The organism is Amorphus sp. 3PC139-8, assembly GCF_040750475.1.
GTDB lineage: Bacteria > Pseudomonadota > Alphaproteobacteria > Rhizobiales > Amorphaceae > Amorphus.
Genome location: NZ_JABJVY010000035.1, coordinates 29,532 through 46,282, shown reverse-complemented (window position 1 = coordinate 46,282; position 16,751 = coordinate 29,532). Strand labels below are relative to the sequence as shown.

Sequence of the window (16,751 nt, the reverse complement as noted above, 5' to 3'; positions counted from 1 at the left end):
CTTCTGGGGCATTCCTGCATCCTCCATCTGGCTCGAAAGCCTACTTCAGGGAGGACCACTTTTCAGGGGGCAGGCCACATTGCTGGGGACCCAGCGCACCAAGGTCGCCCCGCGATTGCCCCATACCGCCAGCGACGTCGTCTCATTCGTCTCGTCACGCATCGCAACCATGATCGGGTAGGCGATTTCGACGACATCCAGGCGGCGAATGGAGGCGAGTCCCAGGTCGAGCGCGAGCGGTCCGAGATCGTATCGGCCGTTCATGTCACTCTGGGAAATCAGCCCGGATTCCATGAACCCGACGAGATAGCGATGCGCTTTCGCGGGGGCCATGTCGGCCGCGTGCGCGAGCTCCGTGAGCGACATCGCTCCGTTGCGGGACGACAGCACGCTCAACAGTTTCGCACCGACGACGACGGAACGGACACCGTACCGCTCCTTGCCATCTTTCACCATCGCGGATCTCCAAATTTTGCCGCTCACGCGGACATTTCTTCTTCATGAGCCGGTGCTGCGGAATGCAGTTCAGGGGCCGCAATACCGGTGCATGCCTGGGAATGCCAGCCCTGGAGCGCCTCTGAAGATGCTCGGGCTGTTGACCGGCATTCTCTTTATATGTAATCCAATTATGCAGTCGATAATTATATAGGAAATCGATTTTGGCCTCGGAGCGCTTCCAGTTAGGCATCGATATCGGTGGGACATTCACGGACTTGAGCCTCATCGCGCTCGACGGTTCGGAATATTTCACACACAAGGTTGCCAGTACGCCGTCCGCCCCCTCCAAGGCGGTGGCTCGGGGTATAAGCGAGTTGCTCTCAAGCATCGAAAGCTCGCCCCGGACGATTGCGAATTTCGTCCATGGCACCACGATTGCGCTCAACGCAGTTCTTGAGCGGCGCGGTGCGCGGTGCGCCTTGATCGTGAGCTCTGGAAATCGAGACATTCTGGAGATCGCGAGGCTGCGCAAGACCGGTATCTTCAACCTCAAATCGGACGTGCCGGCGCCGATCATTGAGCGCCGCGATGTGATCGAGGTTCCTCTGCGCGGCGATGACAAAGATCGTTCATCGCTTGAGGCGATTGCGGACAAGGTGCTGGCCGTACTGCCGTCCGAGATTGACAGTGCGGCGATCTGTCTTCTGAACGCCTACAAGGGGTCCGACGTCGAACGCGGCCTGGCCGACGCGTTGTGTGCCCGTCGTCCCGGCCTCCACATCTCCTGCTCGTCGGACCTTTGGCCGGAAATCCGCGAATACGAACGCGGAAGCGTGGCTGCGCTCAATGCATATGTGCAGCCGATCATGAGCGCCTATGTCGACAATCTCAAAGCCGATACCAGCGGCGTCGGTCTCGAGGCGCCTTTGCAGATCACCCAGTCGAACGGTGGCGTGCTTGCAGCATCGAGCGCAAAGACCAAGCCGGTCAACACCATGCTTTCCGGGCCGGCATCGGGCGTGGTCGGGGCGGCGTTCGTTTCGAGCTTGAGCGGCGTCCATGACGCGGTGACACTGGATATCGGCGGGACCAGTGCGGATTTTTCCATCATCCGGGACGGGCAGCCGGTCCATTCGACCGAGGCGGTCGTCGGCGATTTTCCCCTGGTGATGCCGTCCGTTGATGTTTTCGCCGTGGGAGCGGGCGGCGGGTCGATCGCTTGGTTCGACCCTTTCGGCGTCCTCAAGCTGGGCCCCATGAGTGCGGGCGCGGAGCCGGGGCCGGCCTGCTATGGCCGGGGCGGAAACCGGCCGACCATCACCGACGCCTATCTGGTGTCGGGCTTTATCGATCCTGATCGGTTTGTCGGCGGAACCATGCAACTGAGCCGCGAGAATGCGGTAAAGGCGGTCGGCGGCATCGCTGAGCAACTTGGCTGTTCGGCCGAGCAGGCTTCGGAGGCAATTCTGCGCCTCGGCACGGCGACGATGACAAGCGCGATTTTGCCCATGATGACCAAGCGCGGCCTCGACCCGCGCGACTTCACACTTGTGGCCTTCGGTGGTGCGGGACCCACGCACGCCTGCCTGCTGGCGGAGGAGATCGGGATCCAACAGGTTCTCGTCCCGCCGTCGCCGGGAACCATGTGCGCACTCGGCGCCACGATCGCCGATTACAAATCCAATCATATCCGCAGCATGCGCGGCCCGCTGGCCGCCTTCAGCGCGGCGGACCTGCAGGCGTGTTTTGCCGAACTCGAACAAGAAGGGCGCGATCGGCTTTCTGCGGAAAGCGAACGGATCGAGGTGGTCGAGGTGGTGCGTTCGGCCGACCTGCGCTATCGGGGCCAGGCTTTCGACGTGGACGTCACCCTGCCGGAAGGCGTCAGGCTCGATGAAATTGATCCCGATTATCTGGCCAGACTGTTCCACGAGACCTACGAAAAGCTCTACAGCAACCATGATCCGGCATCACCGATCGAATTGATGGCGCTTCGGGTTGTGTCGACCGGCCGGCGTCCACGGCCGGACCTGCCACGTCTGAACGAGCGCCACGCGGCCGCGGGAAGCTTGGAAGTCGGAGAGCGGCGGCTTTTCTACGGCAATCGCTTCCGCAACGCTGCGGTCTATCGGCGCGATGCGTTGATGGCTGGCGACACCATCGCGGGCCCCGCGATCGTCGAGCAGTTCGATACGACCACGTTCATCGTGCCCGGCTTTATCGGCGCCTGCGACGCCGTCGGAAATCTCTTGGTCTCGAAGGCGGAATAGGGGAGGAGCCCATGCACGGAAACAGTGCAGCCATGCGGACGGATTCAGCTCAACTCGAGATTTTCGTGCAGCGTTTCCGTTCGATCACGGAAGAAATGGGCTTTGCCGTCCAGCGGACCGGACACACGGCGTTTGTCAACGAGACCGCCGATCTCGGCGTGGCGCTGGTCACGCCGGAAGGAGAAATCTTCGGCTATCCGCAAAGCATCGGGATCACGATGTTCGCGAACCTGAATTTCGCGTCGATCCTCTCGGAGTTCGATGCGTTCGAGCCGGGTGACATCGTTGTCTGCAACGATCCCTACAGCAGCGGGGGGCTTTCGTCGCACTTGCCCGACGTGAGCGTTCTGGCGCCGATCTTCTCCGGAGAGCGGCTCGTCTGCTTTGCCTACTCCTACGTCCATTCGACCGATATTGGCGGACGGGTCGCCGGCAGCCTGTCGCCCTCGAGCTACGAAATCTATCAGGAAGGGATTCGCATTCCGCCGACCCGGCTCTACAAGGCCGGAGAGCTCAATGCCGATGTTTTGAAATTGATCCTGTGCAACTGCCGTGTACCGGATGACAACTGGGGCGACGTCAAGGCAATGATCACCGCCTTGCGTGTCGCAGAACGCAGGATAGGTGAATCCGTCGACAAATATGGTGTAGACACCTTTGTCGATGCGATGAATGACGTTCTTAACTACAGTGAACTGCGAGCGCGGTCGGTCATCGAAACCATCCCGGACGGCGTCTACCGCTTCTCCGATTATTTGGACGATGACGTTGTTTCCGACATCCCGGTCAAGTTCTGCGTCGCGCTCACCGTCGCGGGCGATGCGATCACAGTGGATTTCACGGGGACTGACAGCCAATTGCGGTCCGCCTTTAATATCTACTCGGAAGGTAAGCCGCATCCCTGGCTGATCTACAAGATCATGTTCGTGCTTTTGACGATGGATCAGGGCATCCCTGTCAACGCGGGCTTGTTGCGTCCCGTCAGCGTGGTCGCGCCGCGCGGATCGCTGGTCAATTGCGAGCCGCCGGCTGCCGTCGGGCTGCGAACCACGACCGGCGTGCGCATTCAGGATGCGATCTGCGGTGCGCTTGCCCAGGCGGTTCCGAACGTCATTCCGGCAGCAGGCGCCGGATACATCGCTCCCATCGTGTTTGCTGAGCCCAATCTCGAACGGGGCGGTCTCAAGGTGAACGTGTTGGAGCCGATGGTCGGCGGTACGGGCGGCCATGAAGGCGGCGACGGCCTCAACGCGCGCGATGTGGTTGACATTGCCAATTTGCGCAACAGTCCTGTCGAAGTCGTCGAAAATGTTTCGGGTGTGCGCATTCTCAACTACAGCCTGCGTCAGGATTCGGGCGGAGCCGGCAAGTTCCGTGGCGGTCTTGGTCTTGTGTTCGAATTTGAGGTGCTGGAGCACAATTGCCTGGTGACGGCACGCGGCCAGGAGCGGCACCGGTTCAGACCCTGGGGCTTGAATGGCGGGTTTTGTGGAGAAAAGGCGGCCGTATTCATCAAGCGGGCGGGAGACGACCGTTTCAACCCAATCCCCAAGATCGACTCCCTCGAGGTGGATGCGGGCGACGTCGTGCGCATTTTGACACCCGGCGGCGGCGGATTCGGCTCGCCGCTCGATCGCGATCCGCAAAGCGTGCTTCGCGACGTTCGGAATGACATGATCTCGATCGAAGCGGCGCGCAATTGTTACGGCGTTCTGATCGGGTCAGAGACCGTAGATGTCGAAGCAACAGCGGATCTGCGGGCCCGGATGAAATCGGACGCGCTGCACGAAGCTTTCAGCTTCGGACCGGAAAGACAAACCTACGACGCGGTTTGGACGGACGACGCTTGGCTTCGACTAATGAGCCACGTCCAAGCCGTGCCGGTAGCCCTTCGGTCATCTCTGCGTGGGCGCGTCTGGAGGGCTGCGCAAAGACTGCATGAAGCCGAGAAGAAGCCGTTGTCCGCTTTGGACATCGACGCCTGCTGGGCCAAAATTACCGGCAAAAGCATCTCGATGAAGGTCGAAACAGTGCTGCGACGGGATGTCGATGAGACATCGTGTGCTTAGCATCCACATGGCGAATGCGTCGGGGCGCGTTTGTGGCATAGGTATTTTCCGTGGATGTTCCGTGTATGAATGCGTGTTTTCGGCAATGCCTAGATTTATTGCCGATTTTAGAGAAATTTATCTTTCGATACGGATTTCAGGGCTGATAGAAAATAACGTACGGCTCTGTAATACTTGAAGTAGCTTGAATTCGTTACGGTGATTGCGCCCACTTGATCGCCGCAGCGGATGGGAGGACTTGTGAGCCAGCTTCGAGAAATTTCGGCCGCGCGTCTCTTGGATGGCATTAGCGGCGTGTCGGCGGCCCTGGGCGCATGTGTGATGGGGCTCATGGCCGTTCATGTCGTAACGGATGTCGCGTTTCGCTATTTCGCCGGCTTTTCCCTTGCCGGGACGACCGAGATTGTCTCCCGATATTACATGGTCACCCTCATTTTTCTGCCGTTGGCCTATGTCCAGCGAAAGGGGCAACACATCGATGCGAGCCTTTTGGCCGACCTGCTTTCGCCGCGTTTTCAGGTCCTGCTCGGCTGTCTTTCCGCTGCTCTAATGGCGCTTTATGCCACACTGATTGGGTGGCGCGCGGCAACCGAAGCGCTGCGCGCAACCGAGATATCGGAAAAAATTCAGACCGCCGACTACTTCCTTCTGGCATGGCCGGCCCGGTGGATACCGGTGCTCGCCATGGCGCTCGTCGTCGCCATCTCGATCATCGAGTTGGCAACTCACGCCTATCGGTTTTGGAACTGGAAGCGCCTCGGTCGAACGGACGTCTCGAACGATTTTGAGCGGGTGACGCCGATATGAGCTCGCTCGCAATCGGCTTCACCGGTGTCGGTGTCATTCTGCTGCTGATCGCCCTTCGCGTTCCGATCGGGCTGTCCCTCGGGCTGGTCGCGTTTTTCGGGATTGCGGCAATCACCAATTTCAACATAGCCCTCAGCGTTTTGAGCCTTGTGCCGTTCGAAACGGCGGCAAGCTGGGAGCTTTCGGCAATCCCGATGTTCCTGCTGATGGGTACGCTGGCCTTCCATTCCGGTTTGACCACGGCGCTTTTTGAGGCTGCCCGGCTTTGGCTCGGCCGGTTTCCGGGAGGATTGGCCGTCGCGACAAATTTCGCCTGCGCCGGTTTTGCCGCCGCGTCGGGCTCCAGCCTCGCCACGACTTTGACCATGGGTCGGATCGCGCTTCCGGAGATGAAGCGCAACGGCTACGACATGGGCCTGGCGACCGGCGTAGTCGCATCTGCGGGAACGCTTGGGTCGCTTATTCCGCCGAGCGTCCTGATGATCTTGATCGGGGTGTTCGCGCAGACCTCGATCCTCAAGCTATTTATCGCCGGTGTCGTTCCGGGTCTGCTCTCGGCGCTGGCCTTCGCCACGATGATCATGGTGCGCGTGAAGCTTCGGCCGTCCTTGGCTCCTCACGGCGACGTCGACGTGAGCTTTCGACAAAAACTCGCCGCAACGGGCGGTATCTGGCCACTCCCGTTGCTGGTTATCGGCGTCATCGGAGGTATCTATGGCGGTATCGTTACCGCCACCGAAGCAGGCGCTTTCGGTGCCGCGCTGACCTTTCTCGTCGCGTTGGTTCAGGGCAAGTTGAACTGGGGCGTACTTAAGAGCAGCTTCTGGGGCGCGCTTGTCGGTACGGCATCCATCTTCTTCATCGTCATTGGCGCTGTTCTCTTGACGCGGTTCATGGCGTTTTCTGGCCTGCCGGCATTTCTGGCGAGCATCATGTCCGATGGGGGAATAACGCAGGTTGGCGTCATCGTGATTGCTGCGCTGACTTACTTCGTCCTCGGCATGTTTCTGGATCCGCTCGGCCTGTTGTTCTTGACGCTGCCGGTGATGCTCCCGGTCTTCAAGTCAGTGGGTCTGGACCTCACGCTGGTGGGCGTTCTGATCGTCAAGTTTGTCGAGATCGGACTTATGACGCCGCCGGTCGGGCTGAATGTCTTTGCCGTCAAGTCGCTTGTTGGAAAGGAGGTTTCGCTCGGACAGATTTTCCGGGGTGTCGGATGGTTTTTGGCCGTCGACATTGTCGTCATCGCGCTGCTTGTGGCGTTTCCGGAGATCACGCTTTTGTTGCCCCGGCTGATGGGGCTTTGACGGCCGAACAACGAAGTCTTCAATGCAATGGGAGGAAAGAAGATGAAGCTGAAGGCATTGGTTTTTCCATGTGTCGGCGTGACGCTCTTAAGCTTTGGCGCTGCGGCCGTCGCGGACCAGATTACCTATAATACCTTCATGCCGCCTCTGGCGACGGAAGCCACGCAGGCCCAAGAGTTCTTCGAGCAATTGTCCGAGGAGACGGGCGGCAAGTTGACCGGTCAAGTCTTCGTTGGCGGTCAGATGCTCGGAGGGCAGGCGACGCTCGGGGGCATTCGCGACGGCGTCGTGGACGGGGGCTTTATCGTTCCGACATTGAACTCAAGCGAAATTCCGCATGTTGCCATGCTGCCGGAGCTTTTGCCCTTCGCTGATGACTTCTGGGCTGCGGCCGGGGCGACCAACCAGACGATGATGCTCGATTGCGATGAGTGCATCGCCGATCTCGACAGCCAGAATGCCGTTTGGCTCGGCGGTCACGCGGCATCGCCGTGGTATCTCATGTGTGCATCGCCCGTGGAATCGTTCGACGATCTGTCGGGCCGGAAGATCCGCGTAACCGGCGGTTTCGCGACGCGCATGATCGATGCGCTCGGTGGCGTCGCGGTTTCGCTGCCGGCCAGTGAAGTCGGCCCCGCCTTGCAGCAAGGCCAGGTCGATTGCGCCGTCGGAAATTTGGCGTGGTTGGACACGCTTGGCCTGGTCGACTCGGTGGAAAGCATCGTCGACCAACCGTTCGGCAGCTATCACGGCCTTGGTGAGTTTATTTTCAACAAGGACTCGATCGCCAGCCTTTCTGACGACGAGCGTGAGCAGATGATGTCGCTGATCCCCGAGCGCATCGCCCTCATCACCAAGAAATACGCCGATCAGGAGAAAGCGGCGCGCCAGTCGGCAGAGGAGAAGGGCATCGCCTTCTGGACGCCGGACGAGGCGTTCAACACGGCAATGGAGGAATTTCGAGCCGGCGAGCTCGAGGCTGTCGCCAGCGACATCATCAGTCAGGGCGGGTCTGAGAACGCCAAAGAGATCGTCCAGGCTCATATCGATGCGCTGGAACGGTGGAAAGGCCTCGTCCAAGACGTGAAAGGCGATCCGGAAGCCTTTGCGGACCTTCTTGAGCAGGAGGTTTTTACAAAGGCTGTGCAATAGACGAATTTCAATCTACGGCATTTTTGCCCGCACCGACTTTGGTCGGTCGTTTCCCGGCTCGGCTTATGCCGGGCCGTTTTTACGCCTGCAATCCTTTAATTTGTACCGGATAGGTCGACTTGAGTTGCGAAACGTCGTTGTTAGCGATAGATAAATTAATATTATATAGAAAACGAAGGAATTGGGTTTGGTATCGAAGGCGGAGGATACGTTCGAGACACGGCCCGATGCGGCGGAACGCGCATCGGTTCGATTTGGCTCGCGTGCCAGGCTCGGGTTGCTGGTTCCATCGGGAAACACAGTCGCCGAGGGGGATTTTGACGCGCTGCTTCCGTCGAATATCTCTTTTCATGCCACCCGATTGCGCCTGACCGGCAGTTCGCCGGAGGAGCTGTTGGCGATGGTGGACAATGTGGAGATGGCGGCCTCGCTTTTGGCGGACACGAAGCCAGATCTGATCGGCTTTCATTGCACGGCCGTTTCCACCTCGAGCGAAGAACTCGAAACATCCATTCTTGAGCGTGCGCGCGCCGCAAGCGGGATCGATATCGTTGTCACATCGCAAGCGATTTCTCGCGCGATGTCGGTTTTGAACGCGAAGCGAGTGGTCCTCGTTACGCCTTATGTCGACCACATCAATCAAAGCGAGATTGAATTCTTGCATCGACAGGGAGTCGAGGTCGTGGATTCGGTGGGCCTCGACCTGTTCTCCCCGCACGAGATGGCCGCTGTCACGCCCGAAGCTTGGTTCGAGTTGACGGTCGCTCACCGCCACGGCGAAGCCGACGCCTATTTCATCAGTTGCACCGCCATACGCTCGCTCGACGTGATCGCGCCCCTGGAGGGACGCCTCGAACGACCGGTCATCACGAGCAACCAGGCCATGGCCTGGCATGTGTTGCGCACAATGGGCGTTAGCGACCGGATCGCCGGCTATGGCCGGCTCATGAACGACTACTGACAAACCGCACAATCTCGTTTGGAGGAAAGCATGGATGCCAAGAACGACAAGGCCGTCGAGCTGCCCGTCGCGTCGAAGGACAACGGGATTTGGGGGAGCGACGTTCTCGCGGAAGTTCTGCGAGGGCTGGGTATAAAATATGTCGCCCTCAACCCGGGTTCGAGTTTTCGCGGGCTTCACGACAGCCTGGTCAACAAACTCGGCAATCGTGATCCCCAGATGTTGCTCTGCCTCCATGAAGAGCATGCGGCGGCCATCGCACATGGCTACGCCAAGGTCACGAGTGAACCTATGGCCGTCATCATGCACAGCAACGTCGGTTTGATGCATGGCACAATGGCGATCTTCAATGCCTGGTGCGATCGCGTCCCGATGCTGATCTACGGCGCGACCGGGCCTGTCGATGCCGCAATGCGGCGGCCTTGGATCGACTGGTTGCACACCTCGCGCGATCAGGGCTCGCTCATCCGCAACTATGTCAAATGGGACGACCAGCCCGCGTCCATGGAGGCCGGCATCGAATCCATGTTGCGCGCCAACATGATCTCGCGGACCGCGCCGACCGGACCGACCTATGTGAATTTCGACGTGTCGGTGCAGGAGCGGCAGCATAAGGATCTTCCGACGCTGCCAGATTATGCGCGCTACCAGCCGCCACTGCCGGCCGCCCCGGCAATGGAGGGTGTCGAGCGGGCCGCTGAGCTCTTGAGAAACGCCAAAAAGCCGGTCGTTCTGGCCGGACGGGTGTCCCGGAACCCGAAAGATTGGGCGCGCCGGGTCGCGCTGGTCGAAGCGTTGAATGCCGAGGTTTTGACGGACATCCGGGTCGGCGCGTCCTTCCCGACGAATCATCCGCAGCATCGCGGCAAGCCCGCCTTCTTTATCGACGATGCCGCCGGCGAGGTCCTGCGGGGCGCTGATGTCATAGTCAGTCTCGATTGGCTTGATCTGGCGGGCACGTTGAAGCTGGCCCGCGAGGTCGAAGCCAAGGTGATTCAAGCGTCGCTGGACTATCAGCTCCACAATGGCTGGGGCATGGAGCATCAGGGCTTGCCGCCTGCCGACGTCAACCTTGCCTGTGCGCCGGACCTCGCCGTTCACGCGATTGCGGATGCGCTGGGCGTGGGCGCCGGCACCGAGCCGGTGGACCAGCCGGTTCTACCGGCGCTCGGCGCGCCAGCGCCGGAAACGGAGCTGGATATCATGGTGCTCGCCGGCGCGCTCGGCGCAGGCCTGGAGGGCGAATGCGCCTCGATCGTGCGCCTTCCGCTCGGCTGGGCCGGTGAAAGCTGGCACTTCCGTCATCCCTTCGATTTCCTCGGTTCGGACGGCGGCGCCGGCATTGGGTCGGGGCCGGGCATGCTCATCGGGGCCTCGCTCGGCCTGAAGGACAAAGGACGTCTGCCCGTGGCCGTGCTCGGCGACGGCGATTTCATGATGGCGGCGTCCGCATTCTGGACCGCCGCTCACTACGAAACGCCGTTCCTCGCCGTCGTTTCGAACAACCGCTCTTTCTACAATGACGAGGTCCATCAGGAGCGGGTTGCCGTTTCCCGTAACCGACCGGTCGAGAATAAGTGGATCGGTCAGCGCATCGGCGAACCGGAGATCGACATTGCCGGCGTCGCGCGCGCGCAAGGGATCGAAGGGATCGGCCCCGTCTGGACCGCCGGCGAATTGGTGGACGCGGTCAAAAAGGGCGTCGCGCTGGTCAAGCAGGGAAGGCCCGTCGTCATCGATGCGCGCGTGAAGCCGGGCTACAATCCCAACATGGTCGCCGGTCTGACGAGGAGCGAGTGACCATGGCGCCAAAGATCTACATCACACAGGATCCGGTCCTTGAAGATGTGCTCGCAAGCGCCTCGAGCAAGCTGGCGGATCTTGGCTGGACCGTGGTTCCGGGGCCTCAGATAACGCCCGGTGTCCCGCTTCGCCTCTCGGCGGAGCAGCGCCGGACGTTTCTGGATGGCGTCGATATCATCGTTGCCAGTTCGCGGGCCCGCATCAGCGAAGAAGATCTCGACGCGTCGGCCAATCTCAGGGCGCTCGTTTTTCCCAGCATCGGCGTCGACGCCGTCGATCTGGGCGCATGCGCCGAGCGCGAACTGATCGTGGCCAACGGGGCGACGGCGGAAAACTTCCTCGCCATGTCGGAAGCGACGGTCATGATGATGCTGGTGCTGCTTTACCAGCTGCACCGGTCCGAGCGCATCTTGCGCGAAAACCAGCCGCGTCCGGCGCAGATGTACGCGCGCATGCTGCGTGGCCGGACCATCGGGTTGATCGGGCTGGGGCGCATCGGTGGCGGCGTCGTGGAGCGCCTCGCGGGATGGGACGCCAAGGAAATCCTGGTCTATGACCCGTACCTGCCGGCCGACAAGGCGCCGGCCAACGTCCGCATGGTGGAGCTCGACGAGCTGTTGGTCGGGTCCGATATCGTCAGCCTTCACGTGCCGCTCTCCGATCAGACACGCGGCCTGATCGGCGAGAAAGAGCTTCGCGCGATGAAGCCGGACGCGATCGTCATCAACACCTCCCGCGGCGGGCTCATCGATGAAGAGGCATTGGTTCGGGTCATCCAGTCGGGGCATCTCTCCGGTGTGGGCCTTGATGTGACGGCGACCGAGCCGTTGCCGGCCGACCATCCGCTCCGCACACTCGACCGGGTGATCCTGACGCCTCATATCCTCGGCCACACGGTCGATCTCTATTCCGTGATGCCGGATGTTCTCGTCGGGAATGCGACGCGCATCATGCGGGGAGAGCAGCCGCTCTACACTCGCAATCCGGAGGTGTTGGATGCGTGGGCCAAACGCCTCGAAAGCCTGAACGGCTGATGCGAGATCGAGGCGATACGGTGGATGGAGCGGACAGGCCGGACTTTGCGCCGTCCGGCCTGTAGGCCAAAACGTGGGCCGAACGTTCGTTGCCGGACAAGGAACGTTCCCCTGCGAAGCTTATTCGTCGCCGACCAAATGGGCCGACACGCCTTCCAAAACGACGGCGTCTTTCTCGTTCAGCAGATTTTGCTGGAACTTCAGAACGCCGCGCGTGCCCGTCGAAGTCCGCCGTTTCGAGAGCAGCCGCATTTCAAGGTGCAGCGTGTCCCCGACGCCGACCGGAGCGCGGAACGTCCATTGCTCGAGACCGAGCAACATGACCACCGGCTCCTTGAAGGCAAGTAGGCTGGCCGACATGCCCATCGTCAGGGCCGTCAAATAACCGCCGTGGAGGAGGGGTCGGCCCGTCGGCATTCTCCGGGCGTACTGATCGTCGCAATGGATCGGATGCCAGTCACCCGAAATCATGCACGCCATCGAAAGGTCGGCGTCCCGGATCGTTCGACCGGCACCGACAAGGTGATCGTTTTCGCTCAGCGTGTCGTAGGAGAGGTCGCTCATTTTCATGTTCCTGGGAGATGCCACCGCGATCTGCGATCAGGAGATCGCAGTGGCAGCGGATATCATCCGTCGTAGCTGCTGAGACCCGGCTTGTATTTCTTGTCAAGAAAGTCGCCGATGCCCTGATCCTGCCATGCCCCTTGTTGACGCAGCGTGAGTTGGTCCTGCTTGGCAAGCGTGTAGTCCATCGACGCTTCCCAACTCATCTCCAGCGACATCCGGTAGCCTTCCTTGGTGGCCCTCAGCGCCATGCCATCCTTGGTCGCGATTTCGGCGGCCAGATCCATTACGTGGCCTTCAAGCTCGCTTCCCGGAACGGAATAGTTGATCAAGCCCATCCGAGCAGCCTCCTTGCCATCGAAAGGCCGACCGGTCAGTCCGTAGAACAGCGCATCCCTTGGCCGCAGCAGATTGGCCAAGGACTTGCTTACCGAACCGCCGGGAAAGATCTTGAAGTTGATTTCCGAAAGGCCGAGGCGGGCGTCATCGGCTGCCACCGCCAGATCGCACCCTTCCACGATCGAAAAGGCTCCCCCGAAGCAGTCGCCATTGATCATGGCCAGCGTCACTTTCGGATAGTAGCGCAGCGTCCTGCCGCGCCATTCGACCGCCGCCCTGTAGGCCTTCTCGAACATGACATTGTCGTCTCTGTTCTTCATGAAGAATTCATTCAGGTCCATTCCCGCGCAGAACGCCTTTCCCGCGCCGGTGATCACCACGACGTTGATGTCGGGCTTATCGCGCAGGGTTTCGAGAACCTCGACCATGTCCAGATGAAGTTGCGGGCTCATCGCATTGCGTTTCTCGGGGCGATTGAGCGTGATAACAGCGACTCTGTCTTTCTGGTCAACCTTGACGGTCTCAAGATTCATCATCGGTTTCTCCTTTTTCGATGCACTGAATGTTGTGGGGCTTCGGTCTCGATCGGCTAGTTCACGTTGCGCATGCGTCCTTGCCAAAAGGGCTCGCGCAGCGCCTTCTTGTCGATTTTCTTGTTCGCCAGGCGGGGAAGTTCTTCGAGGAAACTGATGCTTTTCGGCTTTTTGTAGCTTGCAATCAGCGTGCGGCAGTGAGCGATCAGGTCCTCTTCGCTCACATCGCATCCTTTGCGGGCGACGACGAAGGCCTTGACCGCCTCGCCCCACCGATCATCCGGAATGCCGATGACGGCCGCTTCGGCGACCGCCGAATGGGCGTAGAGCGCTTCTTCGACCTCGCGCGGATAGATGTTTTCGCCGCCGGAGACGATCATGTCCTTCTTGCGGTCGAGAATGGTCAGGAAGCCTTGCTCATCCAGGCGACCGATGTCCCCGGAATGCATCCACCCGCCCGCGAGCGCCTTGCGCGTGGCTTCCTCGTTGTTCCAGTAGCCCTGCATCATCGACGGTCCTGCGATCAGGACTTCGCCGGTTTCACCGACAGGCATGTCGCGGTCGTCTTCGTCGACGATCCGTATTGCGAAGTGCAGCGACGGCTGACCGGCCGAACCCAGTCGCGCCAAGTCTTTTTGGTCGCCGTCGACGACGTGAAGATGCGGGTAGAGGGCTGTGCCGAGGCCGGTCTCGGTCATTCCGTAGATCTGCAGGAAGATCGAGCCGTAGGTTCTCAACGCCTGACGCAACGGTTCGATGGCCATCGGTCCCGAAGCGTACTCGACCAATCGCAGGCTGGAATGATCGCGGGGCGATTGCTGCTGGAGATTGACGAGATCCTGCACCATTAGGGGCGCAAGGTGCGCCATCGTCGCTCTGTGACGCTCAAGCGCGCGCGCCACAAGATGAATGTCGTAGTTGCGCATAAGAATGATGGGAGCGCCGCGATAGCAGCAGGCCAGGTGCGAACACTTGGCGCCTATATGATAGAACGGCATGACAAGAAGCATGCTGTCGGATGGGCCGACTCCAAGTTCGGCAGCCAGAATCTGACCGAAGCGGACTTGTCCGCGATGATCATGCATCGCGCCTTTGGGCAGTCCCGTCGTCCCACTCGTATAAATGAGGTAGGTCAGGTCGGATGGGGCGGGACGTGTTTTCGGCGGCTGGGCTGACGCGCTTTCGAGCAGCGACGCATATCCGAACGATCCGTTTTCACCCTCCGCGTCGATACAGACGTAAGCGACGATCTCCGGATGGCTAGTCTTCAGTGCGTCGACGATGCCGGCGTATTCGGCCTCGTACAGCAGAATGCGGGGTTGGGAGTCGCGGAGAATGTAATTGATCTCCGGTGCGGACAGCCGGTAATTGATCGGCACCAGCACGAAGGCTGCAGCTTCGCACGCCGAATAGGCTTCTAGGTAGCGTGGCCCATTTTGCGCTAGAATGGCGACGCGGTCCTGGCGGCGCACGCCGAGTCCCTCGAGCGCGTGCGTCAGCCGAAAAACGGCATCGGCGAAATCGCGCGTGCTGACCGCTTCGTCCTCGTAAATGTAGGCCGGTTTATCCGGATGCAGGGCAAGATTGCGATCGAAGAGGTCGCGAAGGGTTTCAAGCTTGTCGGGTTGGCGCATGGGGAGCGGGTCTCCTGGCTAACGCACGATCGTTGGCAGCCAAAGGGCGAGTGCGGGGAACAGAACGATGATCGCGATGCGGATCAGATCGGCGATGGCGAAGGGAATGATGCCGGTGAAAATCCGGCCGATCGGGATCGTCCTGTCGATGCCGTGGAGGATCAGGACGTTCATGCCCACGGGCGGCGTGATCATGCCGAGCTCGATCACCATGATCAGGACGATACCCCACCAGATGGCGTCGTAGCCCAGGCCGGTGACGACGGGCAGGACGAAGGGAAGCGTTATGACCATGCTGGAGATCGTGTCGAAGACGCACCCGAGCGCGACGTACATCGCCAGGATGGCGACGATGATAACAAGCGGCGGCACGTCCATATCGCCGAATGTCTGCGTCAGAGCGCCTGGCAAACGGGTCGCGGTGACGAAATAGGTGAAGATCGACGCACCGATGATGATCACGTAGATCATCGCCGTATTCGACGCGGTCTCGCGAACGATGCGGATAACGGACCGCCGGTTTAGCGAGCGCCGAAACATCGCGAAGAGGAAGGCCACGAGAACGCCGACCGCAGCAGCTTCGTTCACGGTGAAGATGCCGGAATACAGACCGCCCATGACCGAGCCGATCATGATGACGACGCCCCAGCTGTTGCGGACGATCCGCGCCCGCTCCCGCCAGGCTATCCGTTCTCCCGCCGGCGCGGCCTCCGGCCAAATCCTGACATAGACGATGATCGCCAAAACCTGGAGGACGACCGCCAGCAGGGCCGGCAACAAGGCTGCGACGAAGATGTCGATCACGAACTCGCGGGCAAGGAAGGCGTAGATGACCATCACGATGGACGGCGGAATGAGCATGCCGAGCGTTCCGCCCGCCGCGATCGTTCCCGTGGCCAGTCCCGGCGAGTAGCCGCGCCGCAGCATCTGCGGCAGAGCGATTTGGCCCATCGTTGCGGCGGTGGCCGGCGACGATCCGCACACGGCGCCGAAGCCGGCACAGCCTCCCACCGTTGCGCACGCAAGACCGCCGGGCCAATGTCCGATCATCGCATAGACGAGACGGTAGATGTCGTCGGAGAGGCCACTCACCGTCGCCAGTGAGCCCATAAGCAGGAAAAGGGGGACCACCGCCAGGTTCGCGTTGCTGAGAACCTGGGCCGGTTCCGTTCCGAACAGGGTCAGTGCGGGGCCGAACCCCGAGAGAATCCCGAAGCCGACAAAGCCGGAAATGCCCATCGCGACACCGATCGGCACGCGCATGAGGATGAGAGCGAAGAGTCCGGCAAAGCCGATGGCCGTCATTGCGAGAGGTCCGCTCATAGCAGGTCCTCGCTCGCCGTCGCTCCGGAGTGCTCCGCGCCTTTCTCAGTCAGAAGCGCGCGGACGACCAGAATCTGAACCGGAATGCACAGGAACAGGATCGCCGTGGTCGCAAGCCACCATGGCCCGACAGGCCAGGCGAGAAACCAGGTCGACGCGCCGGACGACAGCAGGTCGAGACTGTGGCGCAGCAGTTGCCACACCATCATGCTGAAAAACACAAGCGTCAGCAGGGCACCGAAAACGCCGAGCCAGCGATAGCTATGACGACCGAATGCCTCTGCCAGGAAGTCGATCGAAAGGTGATGGCGCGCCTCAAGCGAGAGCGGAAGAAAGCTCGCGATGGCTATGAGCGCCAAGAGTTCGGCGACCTCCGACACTCCGACCACTGGAGAGGTGAAGTAGGTTCGCAGGATGGCATCGCCGACGGTGATCAGCGTGATGGCCATCAAGGCGCACACGCCGATCGCGGCGAGAGCTGCTGTGATTCTGGACATGATCTTGTTCGCCGGTGCTG

General features: G+C 60.7%; 14 protein-coding genes. 8 read left to right on the top strand and 6 right to left on the bottom strand.

Annotated elements, in window-relative coordinates; genetic code table 11:
* Positions 1-45: 45 nt before the first annotated feature.
* Positions 46-456 carry an IclR family transcriptional regulator gene (locus tag HNS03_RS23165; protein ID WP_367198431.1) on the bottom strand — a complete coding sequence of 137 codons (411 nt, stop codon included), beginning with the start codon at positions 454-456 and terminating at the stop codon, positions 46-48.
* Between the two features lie 203 nt (positions 457-659).
* On the opposite strand from HNS03_RS23165, the gene HNS03_RS23160 reads away from it, so the two are divergent.
* The 8 genes from HNS03_RS23160 (at position 660) to HNS03_RS23125 (ending at position 11,841) form a co-directional block, all read left to right on the top strand.
* Positions 660-2,708 (top strand): hydantoinase/oxoprolinase family protein, encoded by a 2,049-nt coding sequence (locus tag HNS03_RS23160; RefSeq protein WP_367198430.1) that lies wholly within the window; start codon positions 660-662, stop codon positions 2,706-2,708.
* A gap of 11 nt (positions 2,709-2,719) precedes the next feature.
* Positions 2,720-4,777, top strand: a complete 2,058-nt coding sequence (locus tag HNS03_RS23155; protein WP_367198429.1) for a hydantoinase B/oxoprolinase family protein — start codon at positions 2,720-2,722, stop codon at positions 4,775-4,777.
* 240 nt (positions 4,778-5,017) lie between these two features.
* Complete coding sequence (locus HNS03_RS23150; protein WP_367198428.1) at positions 5,018-5,584, top strand: TRAP transporter small permease; 567 nt, start codon at positions 5,018-5,020, stop codon at positions 5,582-5,584.
* On the top strand, positions 5,581-6,891 hold the full coding sequence (locus tag HNS03_RS23145) for a TRAP transporter large permease (RefSeq protein ID WP_367198427.1): 1,311 nt from the start codon (positions 5,581-5,583) through the stop codon (positions 6,889-6,891). Before HNS03_RS23150 ends, HNS03_RS23145 begins: the two co-directional genes overlap by 4 nt.
* A 42-nt stretch (positions 6,892-6,933) precedes the next feature.
* On the top strand, positions 6,934-8,043 hold the full coding sequence (locus HNS03_RS23140; RefSeq protein WP_367198426.1) for a C4-dicarboxylate TRAP transporter substrate-binding protein: 1,110 nt from the start codon (positions 6,934-6,936) through the stop codon (positions 8,041-8,043).
* 187 nt (positions 8,044-8,230) lie between these two features.
* Positions 8,231-9,004 (top strand): arylmalonate decarboxylase, encoded by a 774-nt coding sequence (locus HNS03_RS23135; RefSeq protein WP_367198425.1) that lies wholly within the window; start codon positions 8,231-8,233, stop codon positions 9,002-9,004.
* A gap of 30 nt (positions 9,005-9,034) precedes the next feature.
* Complete coding sequence (locus tag HNS03_RS23130) at positions 9,035-10,804, top strand: thiamine pyrophosphate-binding protein (RefSeq protein ID WP_367198424.1); 1,770 nt, start codon at positions 9,035-9,037, stop codon at positions 10,802-10,804.
* 2 nt (positions 10,805-10,806) lie between these two features.
* Complete coding sequence (locus HNS03_RS23125; protein WP_367198423.1) at positions 10,807-11,841, top strand: NAD(P)-dependent oxidoreductase; 1,035 nt, start codon at positions 10,807-10,809, stop codon at positions 11,839-11,841.
* 120 nt (positions 11,842-11,961) lie between these two features.
* On the opposite strand, the gene HNS03_RS23120 is transcribed toward HNS03_RS23125, so the two are convergent.
* The 5 genes from HNS03_RS23120 to HNS03_RS23100 all read right to left on the bottom strand — a co-directional run bounded on the left by HNS03_RS23120 (position 11,962) and on the right by HNS03_RS23100 (position 16,731).
* Positions 11,962-12,405 carry a MaoC/PaaZ C-terminal domain-containing protein gene (locus HNS03_RS23120; protein WP_367198422.1) on the bottom strand — a complete coding sequence of 148 codons (444 nt, stop codon included), beginning with the start codon at positions 12,403-12,405 and terminating at the stop codon, positions 11,962-11,964.
* A 62-nt stretch (positions 12,406-12,467) separates the two neighbouring features.
* A complete protein-coding gene (locus HNS03_RS23115; protein WP_367198421.1) occupies positions 12,468-13,280 on the bottom strand; it encodes a p-hydroxycinnamoyl CoA hydratase/lyase in 813 nt (270 codons plus the stop codon).
* 53 nt (positions 13,281-13,333) lie between these two features.
* The gene (locus HNS03_RS23110) at positions 13,334-14,911 is read right to left on the bottom strand and encodes a long-chain-fatty-acid--CoA ligase (protein ID WP_367198420.1); all 1,578 of its coding nucleotides are present in this window, start codon (positions 14,909-14,911) and stop codon (positions 13,334-13,336) included.
* A gap of 18 nt (positions 14,912-14,929) precedes the next feature.
* Positions 14,930-16,234, bottom strand: coding sequence for a TRAP transporter large permease (locus tag HNS03_RS23105; protein ID WP_367198419.1), 1,305 nt, complete (start codon positions 16,232-16,234; stop codon positions 14,930-14,932).
* On the bottom strand, positions 16,231-16,731 hold the full coding sequence (locus HNS03_RS23100) for a TRAP transporter small permease (protein WP_367198418.1): 501 nt from the start codon (positions 16,729-16,731) through the stop codon (positions 16,231-16,233). Before HNS03_RS23100 ends, HNS03_RS23105 begins: the two co-directional genes overlap by 4 nt.
* Positions 16,732-16,751: the final 20 nt, after the last annotated feature.

What these genes read in the sequence shown, in the direction of transcription:
- HNS03_RS23165 (WP_367198431.1), bottom strand. Translation starts at nt 456, where the DNA reads ATGGTGAAAGATGGCAAGGAGCGGTACGGTGTCCGTTCCGTCGTCGTC.
- HNS03_RS23155 (WP_367198429.1), top strand. Translation starts at nt 2,720, where the DNA reads ATGCACGGAAACAGTGCAGCCATGCGGACGGATTCAGCTCAACTCGAG.
- HNS03_RS23145 (WP_367198427.1), top strand. Translation starts at nt 5,581, where the DNA reads ATGAGCTCGCTCGCAATCGGCTTCACCGGTGTCGGTGTCATTCTGCTG.
- HNS03_RS23140 (WP_367198426.1), top strand. Translation starts at nt 6,934, where the DNA reads ATGAAGCTGAAGGCATTGGTTTTTCCATGTGTCGGCGTGACGCTCTTA.
- HNS03_RS23130 (WP_367198424.1), top strand. Translation starts at nt 9,035, where the DNA reads ATGGATGCCAAGAACGACAAGGCCGTCGAGCTGCCCGTCGCGTCGAAG.
- HNS03_RS23125 (WP_367198423.1), top strand. Translation starts at nt 10,807, where the DNA reads ATGGCGCCAAAGATCTACATCACACAGGATCCGGTCCTTGAAGATGTG.
- HNS03_RS23120 (WP_367198422.1), bottom strand. Translation starts at nt 12,405, where the DNA reads ATGAGCGACCTCTCCTACGACACGCTGAGCGAAAACGATCACCTTGTC.
- HNS03_RS23115 (WP_367198421.1), bottom strand. Translation starts at nt 13,280, where the DNA reads ATGATGAATCTTGAGACCGTCAAGGTTGACCAGAAAGACAGAGTCGCT.
- HNS03_RS23110 (WP_367198420.1), bottom strand. Translation starts at nt 14,911, where the DNA reads ATGCGCCAACCCGACAAGCTTGAAACCCTTCGCGACCTCTTCGATCGC.
- HNS03_RS23105 (WP_367198419.1), bottom strand. Translation starts at nt 16,234, where the DNA reads ATGAGCGGACCTCTCGCAATGACGGCCATCGGCTTTGCCGGACTCTTC.
- HNS03_RS23100 (WP_367198418.1), bottom strand. Translation starts at nt 16,731, where the DNA reads ATGTCCAGAATCACAGCAGCTCTCGCCGCGATCGGCGTGTGCGCCTTG.